The organism is Pirellulales bacterium (assembly GCA_035939775.1).
Classification (GTDB): domain Bacteria; phylum Planctomycetota; class Planctomycetia; order Pirellulales; family DATAWG01; genus DASZFO01.
The window spans coordinates 1-20,065 of record DASZFO010000268.1 but is presented as its reverse complement, the minus strand read 5'-3'; the positions used below and the strand labels follow the sequence as shown (position 1 = coordinate 20,065).

The 20,065-nt window shown below is 61.7% G+C and carries 11 protein-coding genes; 8 read left to right on the top strand and 3 right to left on the bottom strand.

Going from position 1 to position 20,065, the window contains the following annotated elements; genetic code table 11:
- Positions 1 to 85: 85 nt before the first annotated feature.
- The gene (locus VGY55_16765; GenBank protein HEV2971631.1) at positions 86 to 421 is read right to left on the bottom strand and encodes a hypothetical protein; all 336 of its coding nucleotides are present in this window, start codon (positions 419 to 421) and stop codon (positions 86 to 88) included.
- Entirely contained in the window at positions 408 to 1,388 is a 981-nt protein-coding gene (locus VGY55_16760) for a DUF1559 domain-containing protein (protein HEV2971630.1), read from the bottom strand. The genes VGY55_16765 and VGY55_16760 overlap by 14 nt, the downstream gene beginning before the upstream one ends.
- Positions 1,389 to 1,577: 189 nt before the next feature.
- Here VGY55_16760 and argB point away from each other — a divergent pair, with 189 nt between their 5' ends.
- The 7 genes from argB (at position 1,578) to rimI (ending at position 17,687) form a co-directional block, all read left to right on the top strand.
- Entirely contained in the window at positions 1,578 to 2,474 is an 897-nt protein-coding gene (gene argB / locus VGY55_16755) for an acetylglutamate kinase (protein HEV2971629.1), read from the top strand.
- Between the two features lie 12 nt (positions 2,475 to 2,486).
- Complete coding sequence (locus VGY55_16750; GenBank protein HEV2971628.1) at positions 2,487 to 3,695, top strand: aspartate aminotransferase family protein; 1,209 nt, start codon at positions 2,487 to 2,489, stop codon at positions 3,693 to 3,695.
- A 213-nt stretch (positions 3,696 to 3,908) separates the two neighbouring features.
- On the top strand, positions 3,909 to 4,835 hold the full coding sequence (gene argF, locus VGY55_16745) for an ornithine carbamoyltransferase (GenBank protein HEV2971627.1): 927 nt from the start codon (positions 3,909 to 3,911) through the stop codon (positions 4,833 to 4,835).
- 113 nt (positions 4,836 to 4,948) lie between these two features.
- Entirely contained in the window at positions 4,949 to 5,812 is an 864-nt protein-coding gene (gene rph / locus VGY55_16740; protein HEV2971626.1) for a ribonuclease PH, read from the top strand.
- 222 nt (positions 5,813 to 6,034) lie between these two features.
- The gene (locus VGY55_16735; protein ID HEV2971625.1) at positions 6,035 to 9,415 is read left to right on the top strand and encodes a hypothetical protein; all 3,381 of its coding nucleotides are present in this window, start codon (positions 6,035 to 6,037) and stop codon (positions 9,413 to 9,415) included.
- Entirely contained in the window at positions 9,412 to 17,013 is a 7,602-nt protein-coding gene (locus VGY55_16730; GenBank protein HEV2971624.1) for a hypothetical protein, read from the top strand. The genes VGY55_16735 and VGY55_16730 overlap by 4 nt, the downstream gene beginning before the upstream one ends.
- A gap of 155 nt (positions 17,014 to 17,168) precedes the next feature.
- A complete protein-coding gene (rimI, locus tag VGY55_16725) occupies positions 17,169 to 17,687 on the top strand; it encodes a ribosomal protein S18-alanine N-acetyltransferase (protein HEV2971623.1) in 519 nt (172 codons plus the stop codon).
- 230 nt (positions 17,688 to 17,917) lie between these two features.
- Here rimI and VGY55_16720 read toward each other — a convergent pair whose 3' ends face one another.
- Positions 17,918 to 18,814 carry an AraC family transcriptional regulator gene (locus VGY55_16720; GenBank protein ID HEV2971622.1) on the bottom strand — a complete coding sequence of 299 codons (897 nt, stop codon included), beginning with the start codon at positions 18,812 to 18,814 and terminating at the stop codon, positions 17,918 to 17,920.
- A 395-nt stretch (positions 18,815 to 19,209) separates the two neighbouring features.
- Between VGY55_16720 and VGY55_16715 the strand changes: the two genes are divergently transcribed.
- The coding region (locus VGY55_16715) for a PQQ-binding-like beta-propeller repeat protein (GenBank protein HEV2971621.1) at positions 19,210 to 20,065 on the top strand (856 nt) is incomplete at its 3' end.

Genomic DNA, 20,065 nt, shown 5'->3' with positions numbered 1-20,065 from the left:
TCTTAAGGGGATGCGAAACTCGGATTATAGCAGACGGGCGAGCGGGCGGCAGATGTAGGCCGTCGAAGATTCGCGTCGTCTGATCTCAACTTCCGGGCTGTTGCGCCTGGGCGAACCGGAGCACTTCCTTCTCGGCGGCCGACCAATTGCCATCGCGGGCTAGCACGATGATGGACTCGAATTCGGCGTACTGCTCGTCGGTGAGCTTGTTTTGCTTGTGCTTTTCATCGACGAGCTTAGCATTGGCGTCGAGCCAATCCTTCTTCTGCGCAGAAATGGCCGTGCGAAGTGATCCGATGAGCTGGCCGGCGTCAGCAGGAACTTGCGGCGGCTTGCCACAGCCGGAGACGAGCGGCGCAAAAAGCAGCAATGAAAAAACCAATAGCGCGCGACCGCGGTTTCGTCGTTCATTCGGTTTCATAGACCGGCTCCCCACCAGCGCGAGTCGCCATCGCTTCCCAGACCAATTGATTGATCAAGTCGGAGACCCACCGCACGCTGCCGTCTCCCAGCAAAACATTGCAACCTCCAGGATGATCCGAGTGCGTCTCGTCCACGTAGCCGGGAAAGACGTCGTTCGGCGGCTTGATCGTCGGCGGAGTTTCGAAGAGCCCCGGCCCACTATGGTAATTGATTTGCGGCGCCGCGACGTCGCAACCGGCGGCCACGTATCGCGGCGTCGGACAAGTCGCCGCCCCCGGAACGATTCCGACCGACGTTGAATCGCTATGCGTCGGAGTTTGCTCGGCGGCAAACATCGTGTGGCTAGTGCCGTCGGTGATGTCCTTGACCCGAATGCGGCTATTGCGGAAGAACACGCCGTCGGCGATACCGCTTAGATCGGGGCGAGGATCAGTCCAAATATCGTGCCGGCCGGCGCAGAGCACATAGTGCGATCGGGAGAACTCAGCCAATTGCTTTCCGCCGCTGTCTTTCACAAGGTACGTGAGCGACGGATCGCCCACCGAAGGGCAGCGGTACGCAGCAATGACCGTCTTGGCCGCGGCGGCATTGCTCGCGTCCCACGAGGGCCGACTCCGGTTGAATTGCTTCTCCGTGCTCGCGCCTTCAATATAAGGAAGAAGTTGGAAGAGGCCGGTCCATCCGGGGCCGGCGTCGCCGTTCGCATCGGGCATTCCCATTACGCCGCCGGGAAGGGTTTGGTACGCGGAGGGAAACACTCGTAACGCCGTCTCGTGGTTGTGCATCGACAGGCCAATCTGCTTCAGATTGTTGCTGCACTGCATCCGGCGAGCCGACTCGCGGGCGGCCTGGATCGCTGGGAGCAAAAGCGCGATGAGAATGCCGATGATGGCGATGACGACCAGCAACTCGACGAGCGTAAAGCCGCGTCGGCTCGGCAGTAATGATTGGTCGCGAAGTCTCATAAAGCCCAGGCTAGCCTAAATGCAAACCAGTTGCAATAGACCTCTCTGCGTTGACACACCAAATGCCGGTCTTAGAATGACATGTTTTCCACTGTCCTTCGCACGCTGCGCTCAGGGCCACGGCAATCATACGCTAATACGCCCGATTTTTCTCGCCGGTTCAGCCGGCAACGCCTGGAGAGCCGATTCTTGCCGGAAACGACCCAAAAAAAGGCCATTCAAAAGGCCGACGTGCTGATCGAGGCCCTGGGCTGGATCCGCCGCTTCCGCGACAAGGTCACCGTGATCAAGCTCGGCGGCAGCGTCATGGAAAACGAAACCGCCCTGCAACATCTCCTCCTCGACGTGGTGTTCATGGAGACGGTGGGGATGCGCGTGGTCGTAGTCCATGGCGGCGGGGCAAAGATCAGCCGTGCGATGGATGCTGCCGGGTTGCAGCCCCGGTTCATTCAAGGGCGGCGATACACCGACGACGCCACCCGCGACATCGTCGAGCAGGTGCTGGCCTATGAGACTAACGAAACGATCGCCGCGCGCATCGAGGAGTTCAACGGCCGGGCGATGCCGCTCAATTTTCGCTCGACGAACGTCCTATTCGGCGAGCGGATTCAGCTTGAGGATCCCGAGGGGCGGCGGATCGATCTGGGGCACGTTGGCCGCGTGACCCGCGTAGACCGCACGACAATCGACAATTTGTGTTACGCTGGAACGGTGCCTGTGATTCCGTCGATGTGCCTTAGCGCCGACGGCGAGAAGCTGAATGTCAATGCCGACACGGCCGCTACGGCGGTCGCCCAGGCGCTCGGTGCCGAAAAGCTCGTCTTTCTGAGCGACGTGAACGGAGTGCGGCGAAAAAAGGATGAACCCGAAACGCTGATCGATTCACTTACAGCTTCTCAGGCTCGCGAACTGATCCGCGGCGGGGCGATCGAGTCGGGGATGATTCCAAAGGTCGAGGCGATGCTCGAAACGCTGGACAAAGGCGTCCGCAAGATTCACATCATCGACGGCCGCCTCCGGCACTCTTTGATGCTGGAGATCTTCACGACCCAAGGCGTGGGGACCGAAATGGTTAGAGACAGTTGAACGGAGAAAACCATGGCTACCGCCGGCACATCGGTTCGTGAAGAAACGATTGAGCAGTTTCGGAAGTACGTAGTCCCTAATTACGCGCGGTTCCCTGTCGTGCTGGTGCGCGGCGAGGGGTCGCACGTCTGGGATAGCGACGGCAATCGCTACCTCGATTTCTTTCCCGGCTGGGGCTGCAATTTGCTAGGGCATTGCCCCGAGCCGGTCGTGCGGGCCGTGCAGCAGCAAGTGGCCACGCTGATCCACGTGCCGAACACGTGGTACACCGAGGCCCAGGGGCAATGGGCGCAGGCGCTGGCCGAGCGGAGCTTTGGCGGGCAGGCGTTCTTCTGCAACTCCGGAGCCGAAGCGAACGAAGCGGCCATCAAGCTCGCTCGTTTGCACACGCCGAAGGAACGCTACAAGATCATCACCTTTCGCGGAGGCTTTCACGGGCGGACGCTCGCCGCCACTTCCGCCACCGCCCAGCCGAAATACCACGAAGGAATCGGCCCGCTGATGGCCGGATTCATGTATGCTCCGTTTGGCGATCTCGAAGCCGTCCGCCGGTTGATCGACAAGGAAACAACCGCGATCATGGTCGAGCCGGTGCAAGGTGAGGGAGGCGTGCAAATCGCGCCGGAAGGCTTTTTGGCCGGGCTGCGGCAACTGGCGACCGACAATGGCCTGCTGCTGATCTTCGACGAGGTGCAGACCGGCTGCGGCCGGACGGGGCAATGGTTTGCCTATCAGCATTTCGGCGTGACACCCGATATCATGACGCTCGCCAAAGCGCTCTGCGGCGGCATCGCCGGGGGCGCGCTGCTCACGACAGCCGAAATCGCTCCCAGCCTCCGCCCGGGAATGCACGCGGCCACCTTCGGCGGCAATCCGATCGCGGCTCGGGCCGGCATCGCGGCGATCGAGATGATTGAGCAGGAGAATCTGCTCGAACATGCTCGGCAGCTTGGCGAAGTATTCGGCGCGCGGCTCGAATCGCTCCGCGGGAAGTGCGATGTCATCCGCGACGTGCGCGTGTTGGGAGTGATGATCGGCATCGAGCTGGCCGTCGAAGGGGCGCCGGTCGTGAAGGCCTGCATGGAGCGCCGGCTGTTGATCAACTGTACGCAAGGGACGGTGCTGCGGCTGTTGCCCGCGATGAACCTTTCCATCGAGCAAGCCCACGAGGGTTGTGACATCCTCGCCGAAGTTCTTCAGCAAGTGTCGAGTGGGAAGTAACGAGTGGCGAGCGGCAATTAGCAAGCCGCGGGCGGTGAGATTTGGTTCCCTCTCCCTTTGGGAGAGGGTTAGGGTGAGGGGAATCGCGAGTCGACTGAAACTTCCCCTCACCCCGGCCCTCTCCCAGAGGGAGAGGGAGTAATCGTCGCTGATTTTACGACCAACTCGGATTCGAGAGTTCACTTTCGAGATACTCCTTAGACCTCGACAAAAATGCGTCATCTGATATCCGTCACCGATCTCTCCTCCGGCGAAATCGAGCGAATCTTCGCGATTACGGAGGACCTCAAGACGAAGTATGCCCAGGGGCTGCGCGAGCCGCTGTTGCCGGGCCGGGTGATGGCCCTGCTCTTCGAGAAGCCGTCGATGCGCACCCGCGTGAGCTTCGAGGCCGGGATGATCAATCTCGGCGGGCAAAGCTTGCTGTTGGGAAACGACACGGGCTTCGGCTCGCGCGAGAGCATCGCCGATTTCGGCCGCGTGCTCAGCCAATATGTCGATACGATCGTCGTGCGGGCGAAGCGGCATGAGACGGTAGTCGAGCTGGCACAGTATTGCACCTGCTCGGTAATTAATGGCCTCACGGATTTCGCGCATCCCTGCCAGGCGCTCGCCGACCTCTACACGCTGAAAGAATTGATCGGATCGCTCAACGGGCACACACTCGCCTTCATCGGCGACGGCAACAACGTGAGCCGCAGCTTGCTTGAAGGCTGCGGGCTAGTCGGCATGCGGTTCGTCATGGCCACACCGGTCGGATATCGCCTCGACGCCGCTTATCTCAAGCAGTTGAAGAAGCAGATTCCGCGGCTTGATTTTCACGTGACCGACAGTCCCGCCGAGGCGGTCCGCGGGGCGATCGCCGTATACACCGACGTCTGGGCCAGTATGGGGCAGGAGGCGGAGAGCGCCAAGCGGCGCCGCGATTTCTTGGGTTATCAAGTGAATGCCGCGCTCATGGCCGAAGTGCCTGAAACCTATTTCATGCACTGCCTTCCCGCCCACCGCGGCGAGGAGGTGACCGACGAAGTGATCGACGGCCCACAAAGCATCGTCGTGCAGCAAGCCGCCAACCGTTTGCACGTGCAGAAGGGAATCCTGGCCTGGCTCCTGGGACGGCAAGCCGGGATCGGCGTTTAAGCGTAGGATGCGTCCAGCGCAGCGCTGACGCACCATGAACAACCGGTGCGTCGGTGCGTCAGCGCGGACTTGACGCACCCTAGGACTACGACCACTCATCAAGCCGGAGCAACATGCGCAAAGACAACCGCCAACCTGGCGAACTTCGCCCCATCCGCATCACGCGCGGTTTCACGCGATCCTCACCGGGAAGCGTGCTAATTCAAGCCGGAGGGACAACAGTGCTCTGCACGGCTTCGATCGATCCGAAAGTGCCCGAGTGGATGGCCGGCAAGGGGCGCGGCTGGCTCACCGCCGAATACAACATGCTCCCCGGCAGCACCCGCCCGCGAAAAAAGCGCGAGCGCGATGGCCGGCTCGATGGCCGCACGACCGAAATCCAGCGGCTCATCGGCCGAAGCCTGCGAGCGGTCGCCGATCTCGATGCGCTCGGCGAGCGCTCGATCCTCGTCGACTGCGACGTTCTGGAAGCCGATGGCGGCACCCGCACTGCCAGCATCACCGGCGCGTTCATCGCCCTGGTCGATGCCCTAGTGTCCCTCGAAGCGCCGGCAGGGCCCAACGCGCCGGAGCAATCCTCTTTCAGCGGCGAAGCCGCGCGACGTCTCCCTCTCCCCCTGGGAGAGGTCCGGGGTGAGGGTGCCGCGCCGAGCATCGCGGCAGTTTCGTCACTCGCCGCGAACGCGCCGCCGCTCCTCTCCCGCGTCCTGACCTCGAGCGTCGCGGCCGTCAGCATCGGCCTCGTCGCCGGCGAACCGCTCCTCGATCTCGACTATAGCGAAGATTCCGCCGCGGCGTTCGACATGAACCTCGTCCTAACCGGCGCGGGCCAATTCATCGAAATCCAAGGTACCGGCGAAGAAGCCACGTTCTCCGAATACGAATTGGCCCAACTCATCGCGCTCGGCCGCCAAGGAATCGAGCGGCTCACCGCTATTCAGCGTGAGACGCTCGGCGCACTCTGGCCGTGGGCATGAAAGTCCTTTGCTGTCCGCATCTTTCATGGAGCGGGATAACGCTTCCGTGACTGCGTCGGTCTGGGTAGACTAGAGGGTTGGAACAGCGCCTATTCTGGCGACTCGATTAGCGCGCCCGATGGGCGGTGGTCCGTGGTTTCGACGGGGCCCAACAATCGGGAGGCAGTCCCCGGCCGTTTTCGGATCGGCGCCAAGCAGAGGACGGCAGTTTTGCGATCTTGCTTGAAAAAAAACTGGGTATTTCTGCTCTTTGGTCTGTTGGCGGCCAGTTGCGCAGCTCGGGCCGACGAACCGCCGCCGGTTCCCCTGGCGAAGCCGGCCGCGAGCCAGCCGCCGCCGGCCGAACCGGCTGCTCCAGCCTCGGTAGGCGAGGTCAAACCGGAAGTTTTCTACATTCGCGACAAAGACAACCGGCTGATTCCGGTCCCCGGGTTTTCCTACGACGACTTCATCAAGTATTACCGCCTCAAGGAGCAGCTCGATCGCCCTGAGATCAAACCGCGCTACAACTTGGAACAGATGAGCATCAGCGGCGCGACGGTTGGCGATCGAGCCGAGTTGACCGTAGCGCTAAAAATCTTGCTGCTCGATTCCGAATGGGTGCGAATCCCACTGCGGATGAACAAGTGCGCATTGCGCGAGCCGGCCGGCTATAAGGGATCGGGAGACGAGTTCTTACAGTACGAGCAGAACGGCGACGGTTACGTCTGCTGGCTGCGCGGCAGTCCGCGCGGCGAGCATGCGTTGACTCTGAAGTTTCTCGTGCCGCTGGTTTCGACCGCAAGCGAGACCCGCCTGGAGTTAGCGTTACCGCGAGCGGCCGCCTCGAAGTTCACGCTGCGCGTGCCAACCGCCAACGTGGCGGCTTCCATCGCGCCAGGTGATTCCCTGCCGGAAATCGCAGCCGACGGAACTGGGAGCCAGCTTTCGGTCCTCGGCGTGAGCGGCGACTTCTGGCTCGCCTGGCGGGCGCCCGATCAGCCAGCCTCTCGCCTTTCTTCAGCCCTCGAAGCCAACGGGCAAATGTTCGTCAAGATTGACGGCCGCAGCGTCAGCAGCGAGGCGACGCTTACGGTGCGGAGCTTTGGAGCGGAGTTCGACCATTTTCGGGTTCGACTCCCGCCAGCGGCGCAACTGACCGGCGGGCAGCAGGCCGGCTACACGCTCACACCGGTCGGGCAAAACGCGTCGCTGGTCGAGGTCAAGCTCGACCATAAGACGGTAGGGCCGATCGATATCCGATTGCTAACGGAGCGAGCTTACGACGTGACCAAGGGGTTCGAGATATTGGAATTGGCCGGGTTCGAAATTCCCGAAGCCATCGCGCACCGGCAGTGGGGCAATCTGGCGGTGGCGGTTTCCGGCGATTGGCAGCTCGTCTGGGGCGAACGGACGCGCGTGCGGCAAGTGGATGAACTGCCCGACGGCTTGCGGCGCAAGAATGTCGTGGCGGGGTTCGAGTATTTCGGTCAGCCAAGTTCGTTGACGACGCGAGTCGTTCCCCGCAAAACGCGGGTGAGCGTCGAGCCACAGTACACGTATCGTGTCGGGCCGGAGCGGACCGATTTGGAAGCGCGGTTCAAATACGCGATTCGCGGCGCGCGGTTGTTCAAGCTCGAGATGGATTTGCCCGGTTGGGAAATCGACTCCATCGAGCCCGAAAACCTGATCGACGCCAACTCGGTATCGTCGGGGCAAGCGGGCGCGATTTCAATCCCGCTCGCCCAGCCTTCTACGGGCGATTTGGAACTGACGCTTAAAGCTCACCGCCGCAATGCCTCGGGAATGAAAGCGATCGAATGGACTCTTCCGGAGCCGCACGCGGACGTGCTCGGTCCGGCGGAAGTCACCGTCATTTCGGCCGACAACGTCGAATTGACGCCGCAGACCGAGAATCTCGTTGGTCTGAGCCGCTCGACGGGCGTTGCTTCCTCGGCTGAATTCCAAACCGCGCCGCTCAGTTACCGCGCCGAGCAAGCTCGAGCTAAATTCGCCGCGGACTTCACGGTGCATCCGCAGTCTGTGACGGTCGAGATGGATAGCGAAGTGGCGTTGCGGGTTCATCAGATCGAAGTGACCCAGATTCTGAATTATCAAGTCCGCTACGAGCCATTGGACCGGCTTTCGGTCGAGGTTCCGCGCAGCCTGTTCGATGAGCGAAAACTCAGGTTCAGCATTGGCGGCGAAACGGTCGAGGCGCATGAGTTGGGAGAGCAACCGGCCGTCGAGAGGCGCAGCGTCCAACTGCCGCTTAAGCAACTCACGACGGGTCCGATCCGTCTCGAGATTCATTTCACGCTTCCTCAGCAGAATCTTGTGGCAACATCGAGCACTTCGCTTGCCATCCCGATGGTGACGCCGACCGACGCTCAAGTCACGGCGAACACGGCCAGCTTGGTCGCGGACGCTGGAATTCGCCTCGAGCAGCGCGAGGGCCCGTGGAGTGTTACGGAAGCGAAGAATACGCCCGGGCCGCAACCGGCATTGCATTTGGCGGCACCCGAGGCCGCACCCGAGCTGCGTTTGGCACTCAGCCTCGATGAAGGGCGGACCATGGGCGCGACCTACATCGATCGCGCGTGGATTCAAAGCTGGCTCACCGAGAATGTGCGCCAGGATCGAGCAGTGTACAACTTCACCAGCGACGAAGACCAGTTGCGAGTCTTGCTTCCCGCGGGGATCGCGGCCAGCGGCGTGGAGGCCGCATTGGACGGAAAGGAAATCGCTCCGACAATGGATGCGGAGGGCGCGATCGTTGTCGGTCTGCCGACGGACGCGGTCCGGCGCGAACATCTTTTACAACTTCGCTATCAATTTGAAGCGCGCAGCGCCCCCAACGGCTGGCTCTCGTTCGATACGCCGCGATTCGACCATCAGGTCAAAGTCCGGAGGACGTATTGGCAGTTGGTGGTGCCGGTGGATGAAAACCTGCTCAGCGCCTCGCGCGACCTCGCTGCCGAGTTCAATTGGGCCTGGCGCGACGATGGTTTGGGGTTTGAGCGTTTTCCCGTCAAGGAGCAGCGGCAATTAGAACAATGGGTTGGATTGATGGCGGCGGACAATTCCACCGGCGCGGCGAACTCCGCGGGTTCCGCCAAGTTTAGCGACGAACTCCCCAAGCGCACGAATCGTTACTTGTTCAGCAGCATCGGATCGGAGACGCGATTCGAGGTTGTCATCGTGCGGCGCTGGCTATTGCTGCTTACCGCCTCGTTGGGGATGTTGCTCACCGGCTTAGCGTTGATGTACGTTCCTCCGCTGCGCTCGCCTCGCGTGATCTTGGCGGCGGCGGTCATGTTGCTGATCGCGGTCCTCATCTGGCCTGATCCGATGGTGCTGTTGGCTCAGGCGGCGAGCGTCGGGCTATGCCTGGCAGTGCTGGCTCTTATGCTCCGACGGTTGGTCGGGCGGCCCGGCGACATAACGGAGAGCACGGCACGGGCGCCCGCTTCGCCAACGCTCGAGCGGAGTTCCAAGCGGCTTGCCTATCGGGCGTCGGACGAACGCGATGCCGCGACGACCACGGCATCGATTGCCGTCGAAGTCTCCGCTGACGACGAGGCCGCGTATCGCGACCACCAGAGCGAAATCGGGGAAGAATGAGACTTCGTCCTGTTATCTCCGTAGCCGGTATTGTTTGCGTCGGCGCGGTCGCCTGGTGCCGTACTGGGGTTTCGCATGCCGACGACAAATCGCCGAGCGCGGCCCTCGCCGTCGACCAGCCCGCGTCGGGGGCCGAGAAGGCCGCGTCGGCATTCGGCGAAACGGCGGCCCAATCGACGATTCGATCGCCCGATGAAAACAAGCCCGCGCCACAACCACCGCTGCGTTTCCGGCGTGTGTTCGTTCCCGAAGCACGGATCGATGATTGGCCGCGCGGAAATCTCCGCTACCTGCCGCTCGATGCCGTTGAATTCGAGAAGATGTTGGACCGCGCCAAGCGAGCCACGACGAAAGATCGATCGCCATCCGAAGCGCAGGTCGTCCGCGCGGTTTACGAGGCTGAATTGACTGAAAATGAATTGGTCGGCGGACGCGCGACGCTCGAAATCCGGAGCTTCCGGAAGGAAGCAGGGCTGCTGTCCCTCGATCCTTGCAGCCTAGCCATCGATTCGCCCCGATGGATTGCCGATGGTTCCGCGGAATCCTTGAGTCTTCAAACGGCGACCAAGCCGGCGAATGATATTTCCGGCGCCTCGGCAGCGGCACCAGCCACCGCCCGACGCTCCGCGACCGGCGACTCTTTTAATGACGATAAGTCGCCTTCCTGGGGGATCGGCGCTGACGGCAAGCTGGCGATGCGCGTCGGACAATCGGGCCGGCTGCAGTTCAATTGGACGTTACGCGGCCAAGCTGAAGCTGGAGGTGCGCTGGCCTTTGCGCTGCGGCTGCCACAGTGCCCCAGCAATAAGCTTCGGCTCACCTTGCCGAAGGACTACGTTCCGACTACGGAACAGGCGATTATCACGCCGCTTCCGATCGATGATCGGCCGGTCGGCGCGGAACGGCCAAATCAAGCCGCCGCCGCGAGCCATCCGGCGACTGGCCGCTGGCTGATCGAATTCGGCGGGCAGAATCTGTCCATGCTCCGCGTTGCCAAACGCGATCTGGTCCACGAGCGGCGTCCGCTCACGCTCGTTCGCCAAAACCTGATTTACGACTTTTCGCCGCGCGGGTTGCAGCTATCGGCCGATTTGAAACTGGATGTGCTCGGCGAGCCGATCCGGCAGATTCCCCTTGATCTCGACTCGTCCCTCACATTGGTCACGGCACGCTACGGCGATGCGGAGATTCCCTGGTCCGAAGAGACCACCCCCGAAACGGACCACGGTCTGCTGCAGTTGGCCTTCGAGCGGGTCCAATTCGTCCTTGATGATCTGGGCTTGCTCAATCCGCTGCGCGCGCGCCACCGGCGCGTCGTGCTGCAATTGCCGGAGCCGCTGCGCGGCGCCGGCCGGACCGTGCGGCTGGGGGCCGTGGCGCCGCTGCCCAGCGGTGGGAGGCTTCCCTCGATCCAGCCGGCGACGTCTGAAATGTTGTGGCAGGAGGGGACCGCAACGCTTCTAACGGCGTCACCGCTCGAATTGAACGATCTTCGCACCTCGGGCTGCCGGCAGACAAAGCAGGAGCCGTTGCCGCGTCCTGAGCAAGGGGAAGCGATCACCTTGCAATACTTTCGGCCCGACGCCGACGTGAACATCACGCTCTCCCGGCGCCCCGATCGGATTGAAATCCAAAGCGGCACGGTGATCGAAGTGCGCGGTACGACCATCACGGGTCGCTCGAACGTCGACGTGACCGCTCGGAACGGCGAATGCTTTTCAATGGCTGCGACCGTCCCGCCGTCGTGGATCATCGACTCGGTCGAATCGGCGCCGTCGGGGAACGTGGCAAATTGGAGCGTCGATCCGCCGGCTGGCGGCGCCGCGCGACTGACCGTGAGCCTGACGAGGGGAGTTCGCGCCGATCGTTCGTTGCGACTGACCGTGACGGGACGCTGGCGGCGATCGCCGCTCGGCGAGACGCTCAAGGCCGACGACTTGCAGTTGCTTAATTTTCAGGATGTCAAAGTCGGACGGCGGCTCGTGGCAATTCGCGCCGCCGCGCCCTATCGGCTGCAGCTTGCCGGAGCGGAAAACCTGGGTCGCCTGGACCCCGATCGGCTTGAACCTGCCGACGCCGCGCTCCTCGGCCCGAGCATTGGTGGAACCGTCTTTGTCGCGGACCGGGGGGCGGCCGCGTTGGCCGTCAAGGTTGGAAAGGAAACACCGAAGCACTCCGGGGAAATTCATATTCTCCTGAAGGTTGCCGACGATTCGCTCACCGAATCCTATACGCTGACTTGCGCCCCGCAGTCCGCCGCAATCGATCGCCTGCTCGTGCATTTCTCACTGGCTCGATCCGAGGCACTTCGCTGGACGATGCTTGGCGACAGGCAGGATCCAGATCCAGAAAACGCGGAACTGATTTCGGCGCGACGATTGTCGGCCGATTCGCAAGCCGGCATGGGGTTTCCAGCCGGTGAAGTTTGGGAACTGACCTGGCGTCAACCGCGCTCCCAGCCGTTCAAGATTCAAGCGACGCGGACGATTCCGCTCGAGTCTCCGACGCCGATTTCCCTGGCCGGATTCGTGCAGGCGACGGCCCAACATGCGACGGTCGAAATTCGTTCGGTCGCCGAGCATGTCCCCGAGATCGACAACCGGCGCCTGAAACCGGCTGTAACTCCGGCAGCGCCCGCGGATCGCTGGACGCAGACCTTGGCCGCGTTTCAATACGAACCGCAAGAGGAAGCAGTTCTCGCTGCGACGGATCCGCTCCCCAGTCTGACGATCGGCCCGGGAAAATCGCTTCCCGGTGCGTGGGTCTGGATGGCGCGGCTGGATTCGCATTACTCGACAGCCGGCCATAGCGAGCACATGGCAAGCTGGTGGATCGAGAACAGCGGGCGCTCAGACGTTTCTTTTCAGATGCCGCGCGGGACGATGTTCCACGCGGCCTGGATCGATGGAGCGCTTGCATCGACCACGGCATCAGACGCCATAGCAGGAAGAATTCAACTCCGCTTGCCGGTCGGGCGGCGATTTACAATGGTCGTCATGAAATGGGCGGCCGAGAGCCCACCGTTGTCGATTGTCTCACCGCAAACCGCGGAATTTCCTGAGGCGATCGATTTGCCAGTACTGTCGCGCCGTGTAAACCTTTGGCTGCCGCCGAACTTTCAGTTGATTCGCGGCGATTCCAACGACGACGCGACCAGCGCCCCAGCGCCTTCCTGGAGCCAGCGGCTATTCGGGCCGCTGGGACGGCCAGCCGGACAAGCGGTTTTCGATCCGCTTAGTACTGACGACTGGACAAATCTGACGAGTTCCGTGTCCGAGCGCGGTCCAGCTTGGGTTCATGCCCAGCAGATCATCGAACGCCTCTCGGCGCTCCAAAGACGGCCGCAGTCGTCCGCCGAGACGCGCGGCATGACCTGGGGCGAGGTGTTGGCACAGGTTCGAACGGAGATTGTTGGTCGTGAGAAGGACCAAGCGGTCCCGTTTCTGATCGACCAGCCGTCTTTGGCCGACATCGGAATCCTTCCGCAAACTTTACTCCCCTCCGCCGACGCCAGTGGCGATCGCGGCGCATCGATCCTGGACGACGCCGATTTGACGTTGCTGGTCGCTACCGACGCCGTTCTGTTGACGACCAGGAGCGTCGCCTCGCGTTGGGGCGGTGTTGGCTCGACTGCGATCCCAAGCGTCTGCCGTCGCGCTGCTCCCGGGCCTCTTCGCGAGCAATTGCGATCGGCGGCAGCGGGGAATTCATCGAGATTCGTGCCGGCGGAAGTCTGGGGCCTTCCCGAATTGATGCTTCCCTGGGCAGATGCCGCGATCGACCCTCAAGCCATCGATCATGTTGGCTGGACCGTGTATCGCTTGGAATCGGCTGGTTCGGGGCCGGAGCGAATTTGGTTAGTGCGGCACGACGCGATCGTGGCTCTGGGCTGCGCATTCTTTTTGCTCTCGGCCCTGATTGTGTCGCGGAAACAGGGGCTAAGCCTCAAAGTCAAGGGCGCCGTATTCGTGGTCGCCACGGTCGTCGCGTTGACGGTTCCCGACAGCTTCACGCCGATCGGCGCCGGAGTCTGGATGGGGATCGTGTGTGGCTGGCTGATCGAGTTGCTCGCCATCGGCGGTCGCTGGCAATTGAAATCGGCGGACGGTAGACCCGCGCAACGGGTCGGCGCGTCGGCTTCGCAAGTGGCAGCGATCGTGCTGCTGGTGTCGATCGCCGGGCCAGGCTTCGTGAAGTCGGCAGAGCCCATCCCGCCGGTTGATGCGGCGCCCAACGCGGCCATTTATGACGTGTTGATCCCCACCGACGACCAACAGCATCCAAAAGGAAATGACTACCTCGTCCCCGAGCCGTTCTATGACGAGCTAGTTCGTCGCGCGGGCCGAGCCGCCGCGCCCGAACAAGATTGGCTAATCGCATCTGCGGCCTATCGCGGCCGACTAGCGCGTGAATCGCAGCAAACCGTGGCGCCGACAGGGGACTGGACTGCCGATTTCGATTTGGAGACATTTCGTCCTCGGGCGAACGTGCAAATCCCGTTCGGCGGCGAGGGCACGAACCTCGCGCCCGATGGCGTGCGGCTGGATGACGGCGCAATACAGTTTGAATGGAAGAATTCGGAAAGAAGCCTGGCGATCGAGGTTCCGCTGCCGGGGCGACATCATCTGGCGTTGACGTTTCGACCTTCGCCGCGCACGGTCAATTCGGTGACGGATATCGACCTGTCCATTCCTTCCTTGCCGATTTCTCGATTGGAACTCGATTATCCGAACGACGTGCGGGTCGAGATACCGTCGGCTAAAGGGCATCTCACGCGCGACATTCGCAGCGGCCGGATTACTGGATCACTGGGGCCGGCCGATCGCCTGAGTATTCGCTGTGGAGAAGCCGCGCGGTCGGAGTCGAAGCCGCCGGTGGCCGACGTGGATGAACTTCTGTGGCTGAGAATTCGGCCCGGGTCCGTCGTGCTCGAGACGCGGTTTAGTTTTCGCGTCGCCGAAGGAAAGTTGCTGCAGGTGCAATTGCTCGCTGATCCGCGGCTCCGCCGTTTGCCGTTGGAGGGCGGGTCTCCCATCGCACAAGTGCGATCGGAACCCGGAGACTTGCACACGACGATCTACTTGGGGTTGGCGACGCCGATCGTGGATCAAGTCGCATTCAAAGTGTCATTTCTGTTGACCGACACATCAGGCATCGGCAATCTGCGTTTGCCCAAGCTCGACGTCGTCGGCGCTCGAATTCTCAGTCGGCGATTGGCGGTTTCGATTGAATCGCCGCTCGAAACGAACGAAAAGCAAATCGGCGCGATCAAGTCGATTCCAGTCAGTGACTTTCTGTCGGCGTGGGGCGCGGCGGAGAGCAAACCTCAATTGGCGTTTCAGCTTCCCGAGGGCGAGACGAGCTGCAACCTCGCGATTCACCCGCGCCAGCCGCAGTTGACATCGAGCGACGAGCTAACGGCTTCGCTCGAACATGACCGGATCCGCGCCACTTGGATGACCGATTTGACAGTCCAAGGGGGCTCGATCTATCAACTCCACCTTTCCGCTCCGCGGCAGTTCAACGTGGAAAGTGCCCTGCTTCGCGACGGAGCCGCGGATCGCCCGCTCCGCTGGTCGCGCGGCGTGCTCGGCGGCGTCACGTTGTTTTTGCCGGGGCCCCCGGCCGAGCGCTATCGGCTGCTGGTTCGCGGCTGGATGCCGTATCCAATCGGAAAGATCGTGCAGCTCCCCGACCTCCGCGCCGACGGATGCAATCTTGATGCCAGGACGATTCTAACGTTCCGAAACTCCGAGGTGCTGGCGACGCTGAGCAATCGTTCGGGACTCAGCGAGCAAAGCGAGAAGGATTCGCAGCAAGCCATCGAGCGCGCGCTCAGTGATGGCTTGCTCGATGCCAGCGCGCTCGCAGTCCAGCGGGTTGTGACTTGTCTTGCGGGAAAGCCGACCGCGGCGCCGGTCGCGATGCAGATCACGCCAAATGCACCACACATCGCCGGAGTCGAGCGGACAACGATGCGCCGCGGGGGGGATACCTGGACAGCGGCGGTCGATCTCGATCTCAAGATTTCCGGCGGAGTGCTGGACGCTCTGCGCTTCGATCTTCCAGCACAGTGGAGTGCCGCGACGGAAATCAGCCCCACGATGGCGAGCGAAATGGTGGACGTGCCGGGCGAGAGCCGCAAGCAGCTCGTTCTGAGGCCGGCCGAGCCGCTCATCGGCACCCAGCACATTCGCTTGAGCGGGCCGGTCGCCGTAGCCGCGGGGCAGCGTCTTCGGGTGCCCGACATTCGGCCGGTCGGCCTCGGACCATTGCGAAGATTTGTTCTGCTGCCCACGAATTCCAACGAGCAGCAGCTCGCTTGGGAACAGCGCGGGTTGAACGTCGAACCCTTGCCGGGAAGCTTCATCCCGAATTCGCCCCGAATGGAAGTTTATCGCACCTGTCAGGTGATCGGCGATAGCTTCGAGGCGACGCTGAAATCGATCGAAAAAGCGATCGAACGACCACGAGTCCGATTGGCGGACATCCGCGTGACGTCGTTGAGCGACCAAACCGGCTTTGGCACTGCCGCGTTCGACCTGGAATCGGCAGGAGCGACCGGTTGCCTGCTCGAGATGCCGCCCGAGGATCATCTGCTCCAGGTGCGAGCGAATGACGCACCGGCCGTATTGAAACGGATCGCAGGGAATCGATGGAGCGTTTCGGCCGGCGGCGGCAAGCTGCCGCAGCGGATTGAAATTGTCTTCCTCGTCGATCGACCGGCCGGCGAGTTCGAGTCGGCGACACGGACGTATCGCGCCCCATCGCTGCTCGGCTATTCGGTCGATCAAACGCTTTGGACCCTAGCCGGGTCACCCGGCGCCGTCGCAAAGGAAGGCCAACGACGCGTTAAATCCGTTTCGCCGCTCGAATGGGAAATCATTCAATTGGAAGCCGCGTCAAGCCTGCTCGATTCGGCTGCCTCCGTGTTGTCGGATGAGACGGTGCAACCGATCGCGGAGATATTTGCGCCCTGGGCGCGGCGATATTTGGCCGCCCGCGCCGCCGTCGAGCGAGAGCGGGCGCGCAACACTGCGGCTATGGCCGATCCAGCCGCCAATGCTGTGCTCCATTCGGTCGACGAGGCAGAGGCCAAATTGGCCCGCAAGCTGGGAACGCAACCCCTTTTCGATGATCGCTCTGGAAAGCAGCGAGTGGCCGATGAGGCAACCGATATTTGGAAGGTGGTTGAAGACGAGGATCTCGGAGCGGCCATGTTTTCCGTCACCGGTTCAGACGGTCTGCTGGTGGTCACGTATTCGGCGGAATCGGTGGACGGTCTGGCGACGCGCCTGCTGATCGCGCTCGTCGGCGCTATCGCGGTTGCAGCCGCGTTTTGGCTTGTCGGTCGCCCTGGATTTCGTGAGGCGTTGGTGCGTTGGCCCTATTGGATCGCCGGGCTGGGCGGCGTCCTTTGGTGGCTGTGGCTCGCGCCGAGCGTCGTGGGCATTGCGATCATCGCGGCCAGCCTGGGGTTCGCATATTGGGAAAAACGGACGCGCCGCGACGTTTTCGCCCCTGGTCCGCCGAGGATGACTCGCGGCCGAAGCTCGGTCGTGACCGCGCCGGCGTCGAGCCAGCGGCCCAAAGTTTGATCGCAATCGTTGCCGGGTCCAGAAAAACCCGCGATTTGCCGCGGTCGTCAGTTCGTCTTGGCAGGGAGGGCGGCATTTGTTACCGTATCCCCCCGCGTCGGATTCGACGCCGTTGGAGTGCATCAAGCAACGTGCCTACAAGGAAGGAGGCCGCTGTGAGTTCCCAATCCAAATCGGAAGTCCGCATCCATATCCGCTGGATGATCCGGCGCGACATGATCGAGGCCCTGGCGATTGAAACCGAGAGCTTCGAATTCCCCTGGTCCGAAGAGGATTTTGTCCGTTGTTTGCGGCAGCGCAACTGCATCGGCATGGTAGCCGAGCTGGACGATCAGGTCGTGGGTTTCATGATCTACGAGCTGCACAAGAACCGGCTGCATATTCTGAATTTCGCGGTGGCAGGCCACGTCCGCCGGCAGGGAGTCGGCACGCAGATGATCGGCAAGCTGGTCGGCAAGCTCTCCCAGCAGCGCCGCAGCCGAATTCTGCTCGAGGTCCGCGAGACAAATCTGTCGGCCCAGCTTTTTTTCCGCAACAGCGGCTTCAAGGCCGTCTCGGTGCTTCGCGAGTTTTACGACGACACTCCCGAAGACGCCTATGTCATGCAATACCGATGCCAAGACGAGGTGCCGGACGTGATCCCGTTCAATCGGATCGCGCGGCTGGCGGGATAGACCGCGCCGGCGGCGCGATTAAAAGCGCGATCTTGCCGTTTCTTGCCAACTTGGAGCATATCCGAGAACCGCCGGGGACTTTCCCCCTTTTCCGACCCAAGGCGGGTGTTGTCGACCGGGCGTGTAGGAATTCTGGCGAACTTCCCCATTTTACGCCCTTGAGTGCCGGCCGCAACGATTCCGTGGCGAATTCTGTGCCAGCACTAAGTCCTTACACGATGTAACCGGTTTCATTGCAACACTACTTGCTCGCGAAGGCGTCCGATGTCGCGCATTGGCGGCTCGCCAAATTGGCGTTTGTACTCACGATTGAATTGCGAGGCGTCATCATAGCCAACTCGGAAGCCTGCCTGCCCCGCGTCGAGTTGCTCACTGATCATCAGCCGTCGTGCCTCTTGGAGACGCAATTGTTTCTGAAACTGCAGCGGACTCATTGCGGTCACGGCCTTGAAATGCGCATGGAACCCAGACCCGCTCATATGGAGGATCCGCGCCAAGTCCTCAATTCGCAGTGGCTGGTTAAAACTCTCTCGAATGGTCTGAATCGCGCGCGCGATTCGGTGAGCCTGGCCGCCGAACTTTGCAAGATGGCGAAGTCGGTTGCACTGAGGACCAATTAGCAGCCGATAGACGATCTCGCGGGTCACAAGCGGAGCCACCACGCGGTAGTCGTTCGGAACTGCAGCGAGCCGTGCGAGGCGCAACGAGGCATCCAAAAGATCCGCATCCAATGGACTGACGCCAACCGCAGTCACACCGCCATCGCCGCCGCTCTGACTAATATCGCCCGACTCGACCATCATCGACGTCACCACCGTGGAGTCGAGCACGAGTCGCAAACTCAGGTACGGGAATTGCCGTGAAGCTTCGACAACCGTCCCGGCCAGTGGTAACTCCACCGTCGTAATCAGATAGTGAGCCGGGTCGTAACGGAACGAGTTAGCGCCGAGCAGGACATCCTTGGCGCCTTGAGCAATGACACAGAACGATGGAGGGAGAGACGCATACACGGGTCCTGTAGGTTGTGAAAACCTGCTCAAATGGAGGCCGGGCTGTACCTCGAACACGCCGTCGTTTGACACCGCCTGCGAAATCCGCGCTGCAAGTTCGTCTTGTTGAAGCCGCATCGGGTCAGCCTTTTCTGCGATTGGTTGATCATCCTTCTTTCGCCATCATAGAGCCGTTTGAGTCCTTATCCACGGCGCATCGACCGATTTGGAGGATTGTTCAAGGATCTTCGAGAATTGTCATATCGTCTGGCCGCGCGAACCCGTAAAATCTGGGTCGAGAACGATTTTCTTTCAGATGACGGCCTGGTGCGATGGACTTTTCTCCATTCTACACGTCTGCGGTTTCGGTGAAGGGTGACCTTTACCCGGCCCTCCTCCCGCAACCAGTCGCACGCTGAACTGGAAGCACAGTTTCGAGACTTTGCCATCTATCCTCCTCACGCCGTTGGAGTTCAATCATGAAGATCCTCAAGTTGCGTCCACGTTGCCGTCGTATTGGCGAATCTTTGCATGTGTTGGTCTTAACAGCGACCGCGCTGGCCGCCAGCCCTCGCTGGAATGCGGTTGTCGCCGCCGACTGGCCGCAATGGCAAGGTCCTGACCGGAATGCGATGTCGAAGGAGAAAGACCTGCTCCAAGAATGGCCGGCCGAAGGGCCGCCGCTTGCTTGGCGAATCAAGGGGCTAGGTGGAGGCGACAGCGCACCCTCGATTGCCGGCGGACATGTTTTCGGCATGAGCAACCGCGGCGATCAAGAAGTCGTCTGGGCGATTTCCGAAAAGGAGGGGAAGGAACTGTGGGCGCAGTCTCTGGGAGCCGCGTTCCAGCAGCGCTGGCCGCAGGCGAAGGAAGGCCCCGGTTGCACGCCAACAGTCGACGGCGACCGGCTCTATGTCCTCGGCTTGGGAGGACGCTTGGCTTGCCTGAAGGCCAAGGACGGGGAAATCGTCTGGCAGCGCAGTTTGACCGAGGATTTTGGTGGAGCGGTTCCGATGTGGAGCTACCGGGAATCGCCGCTCGTCGATGGCGATCACGTCATCTGCACGCCGGGCGGCCCAGACGCATTAATCGTGGCGCTCGATAAGCTGACTGGCAACACGATCTGGAAGAGCAAGATGCCTTCTGCCACTGCGGGTGCCGCCGCCGGCGCTGGGTCGGCCACGGGAGCGACGGGAACAAAGGAGCCGGGCTTATTCACAAGCGAGCATTGGGGGATGACGGCTTTCTCTTCTAAGGTTCCCAATGGCAAGTATCTCGCGAAGCTCTACTTTGCGGAGACCTACGAAGGTATTACCGGCGCCGGCCAGCGGGTGTTTTCCTTCAAGGTCCAGGGGCATGAATTCAAGGACTTCGACATTTTTGCGAAGG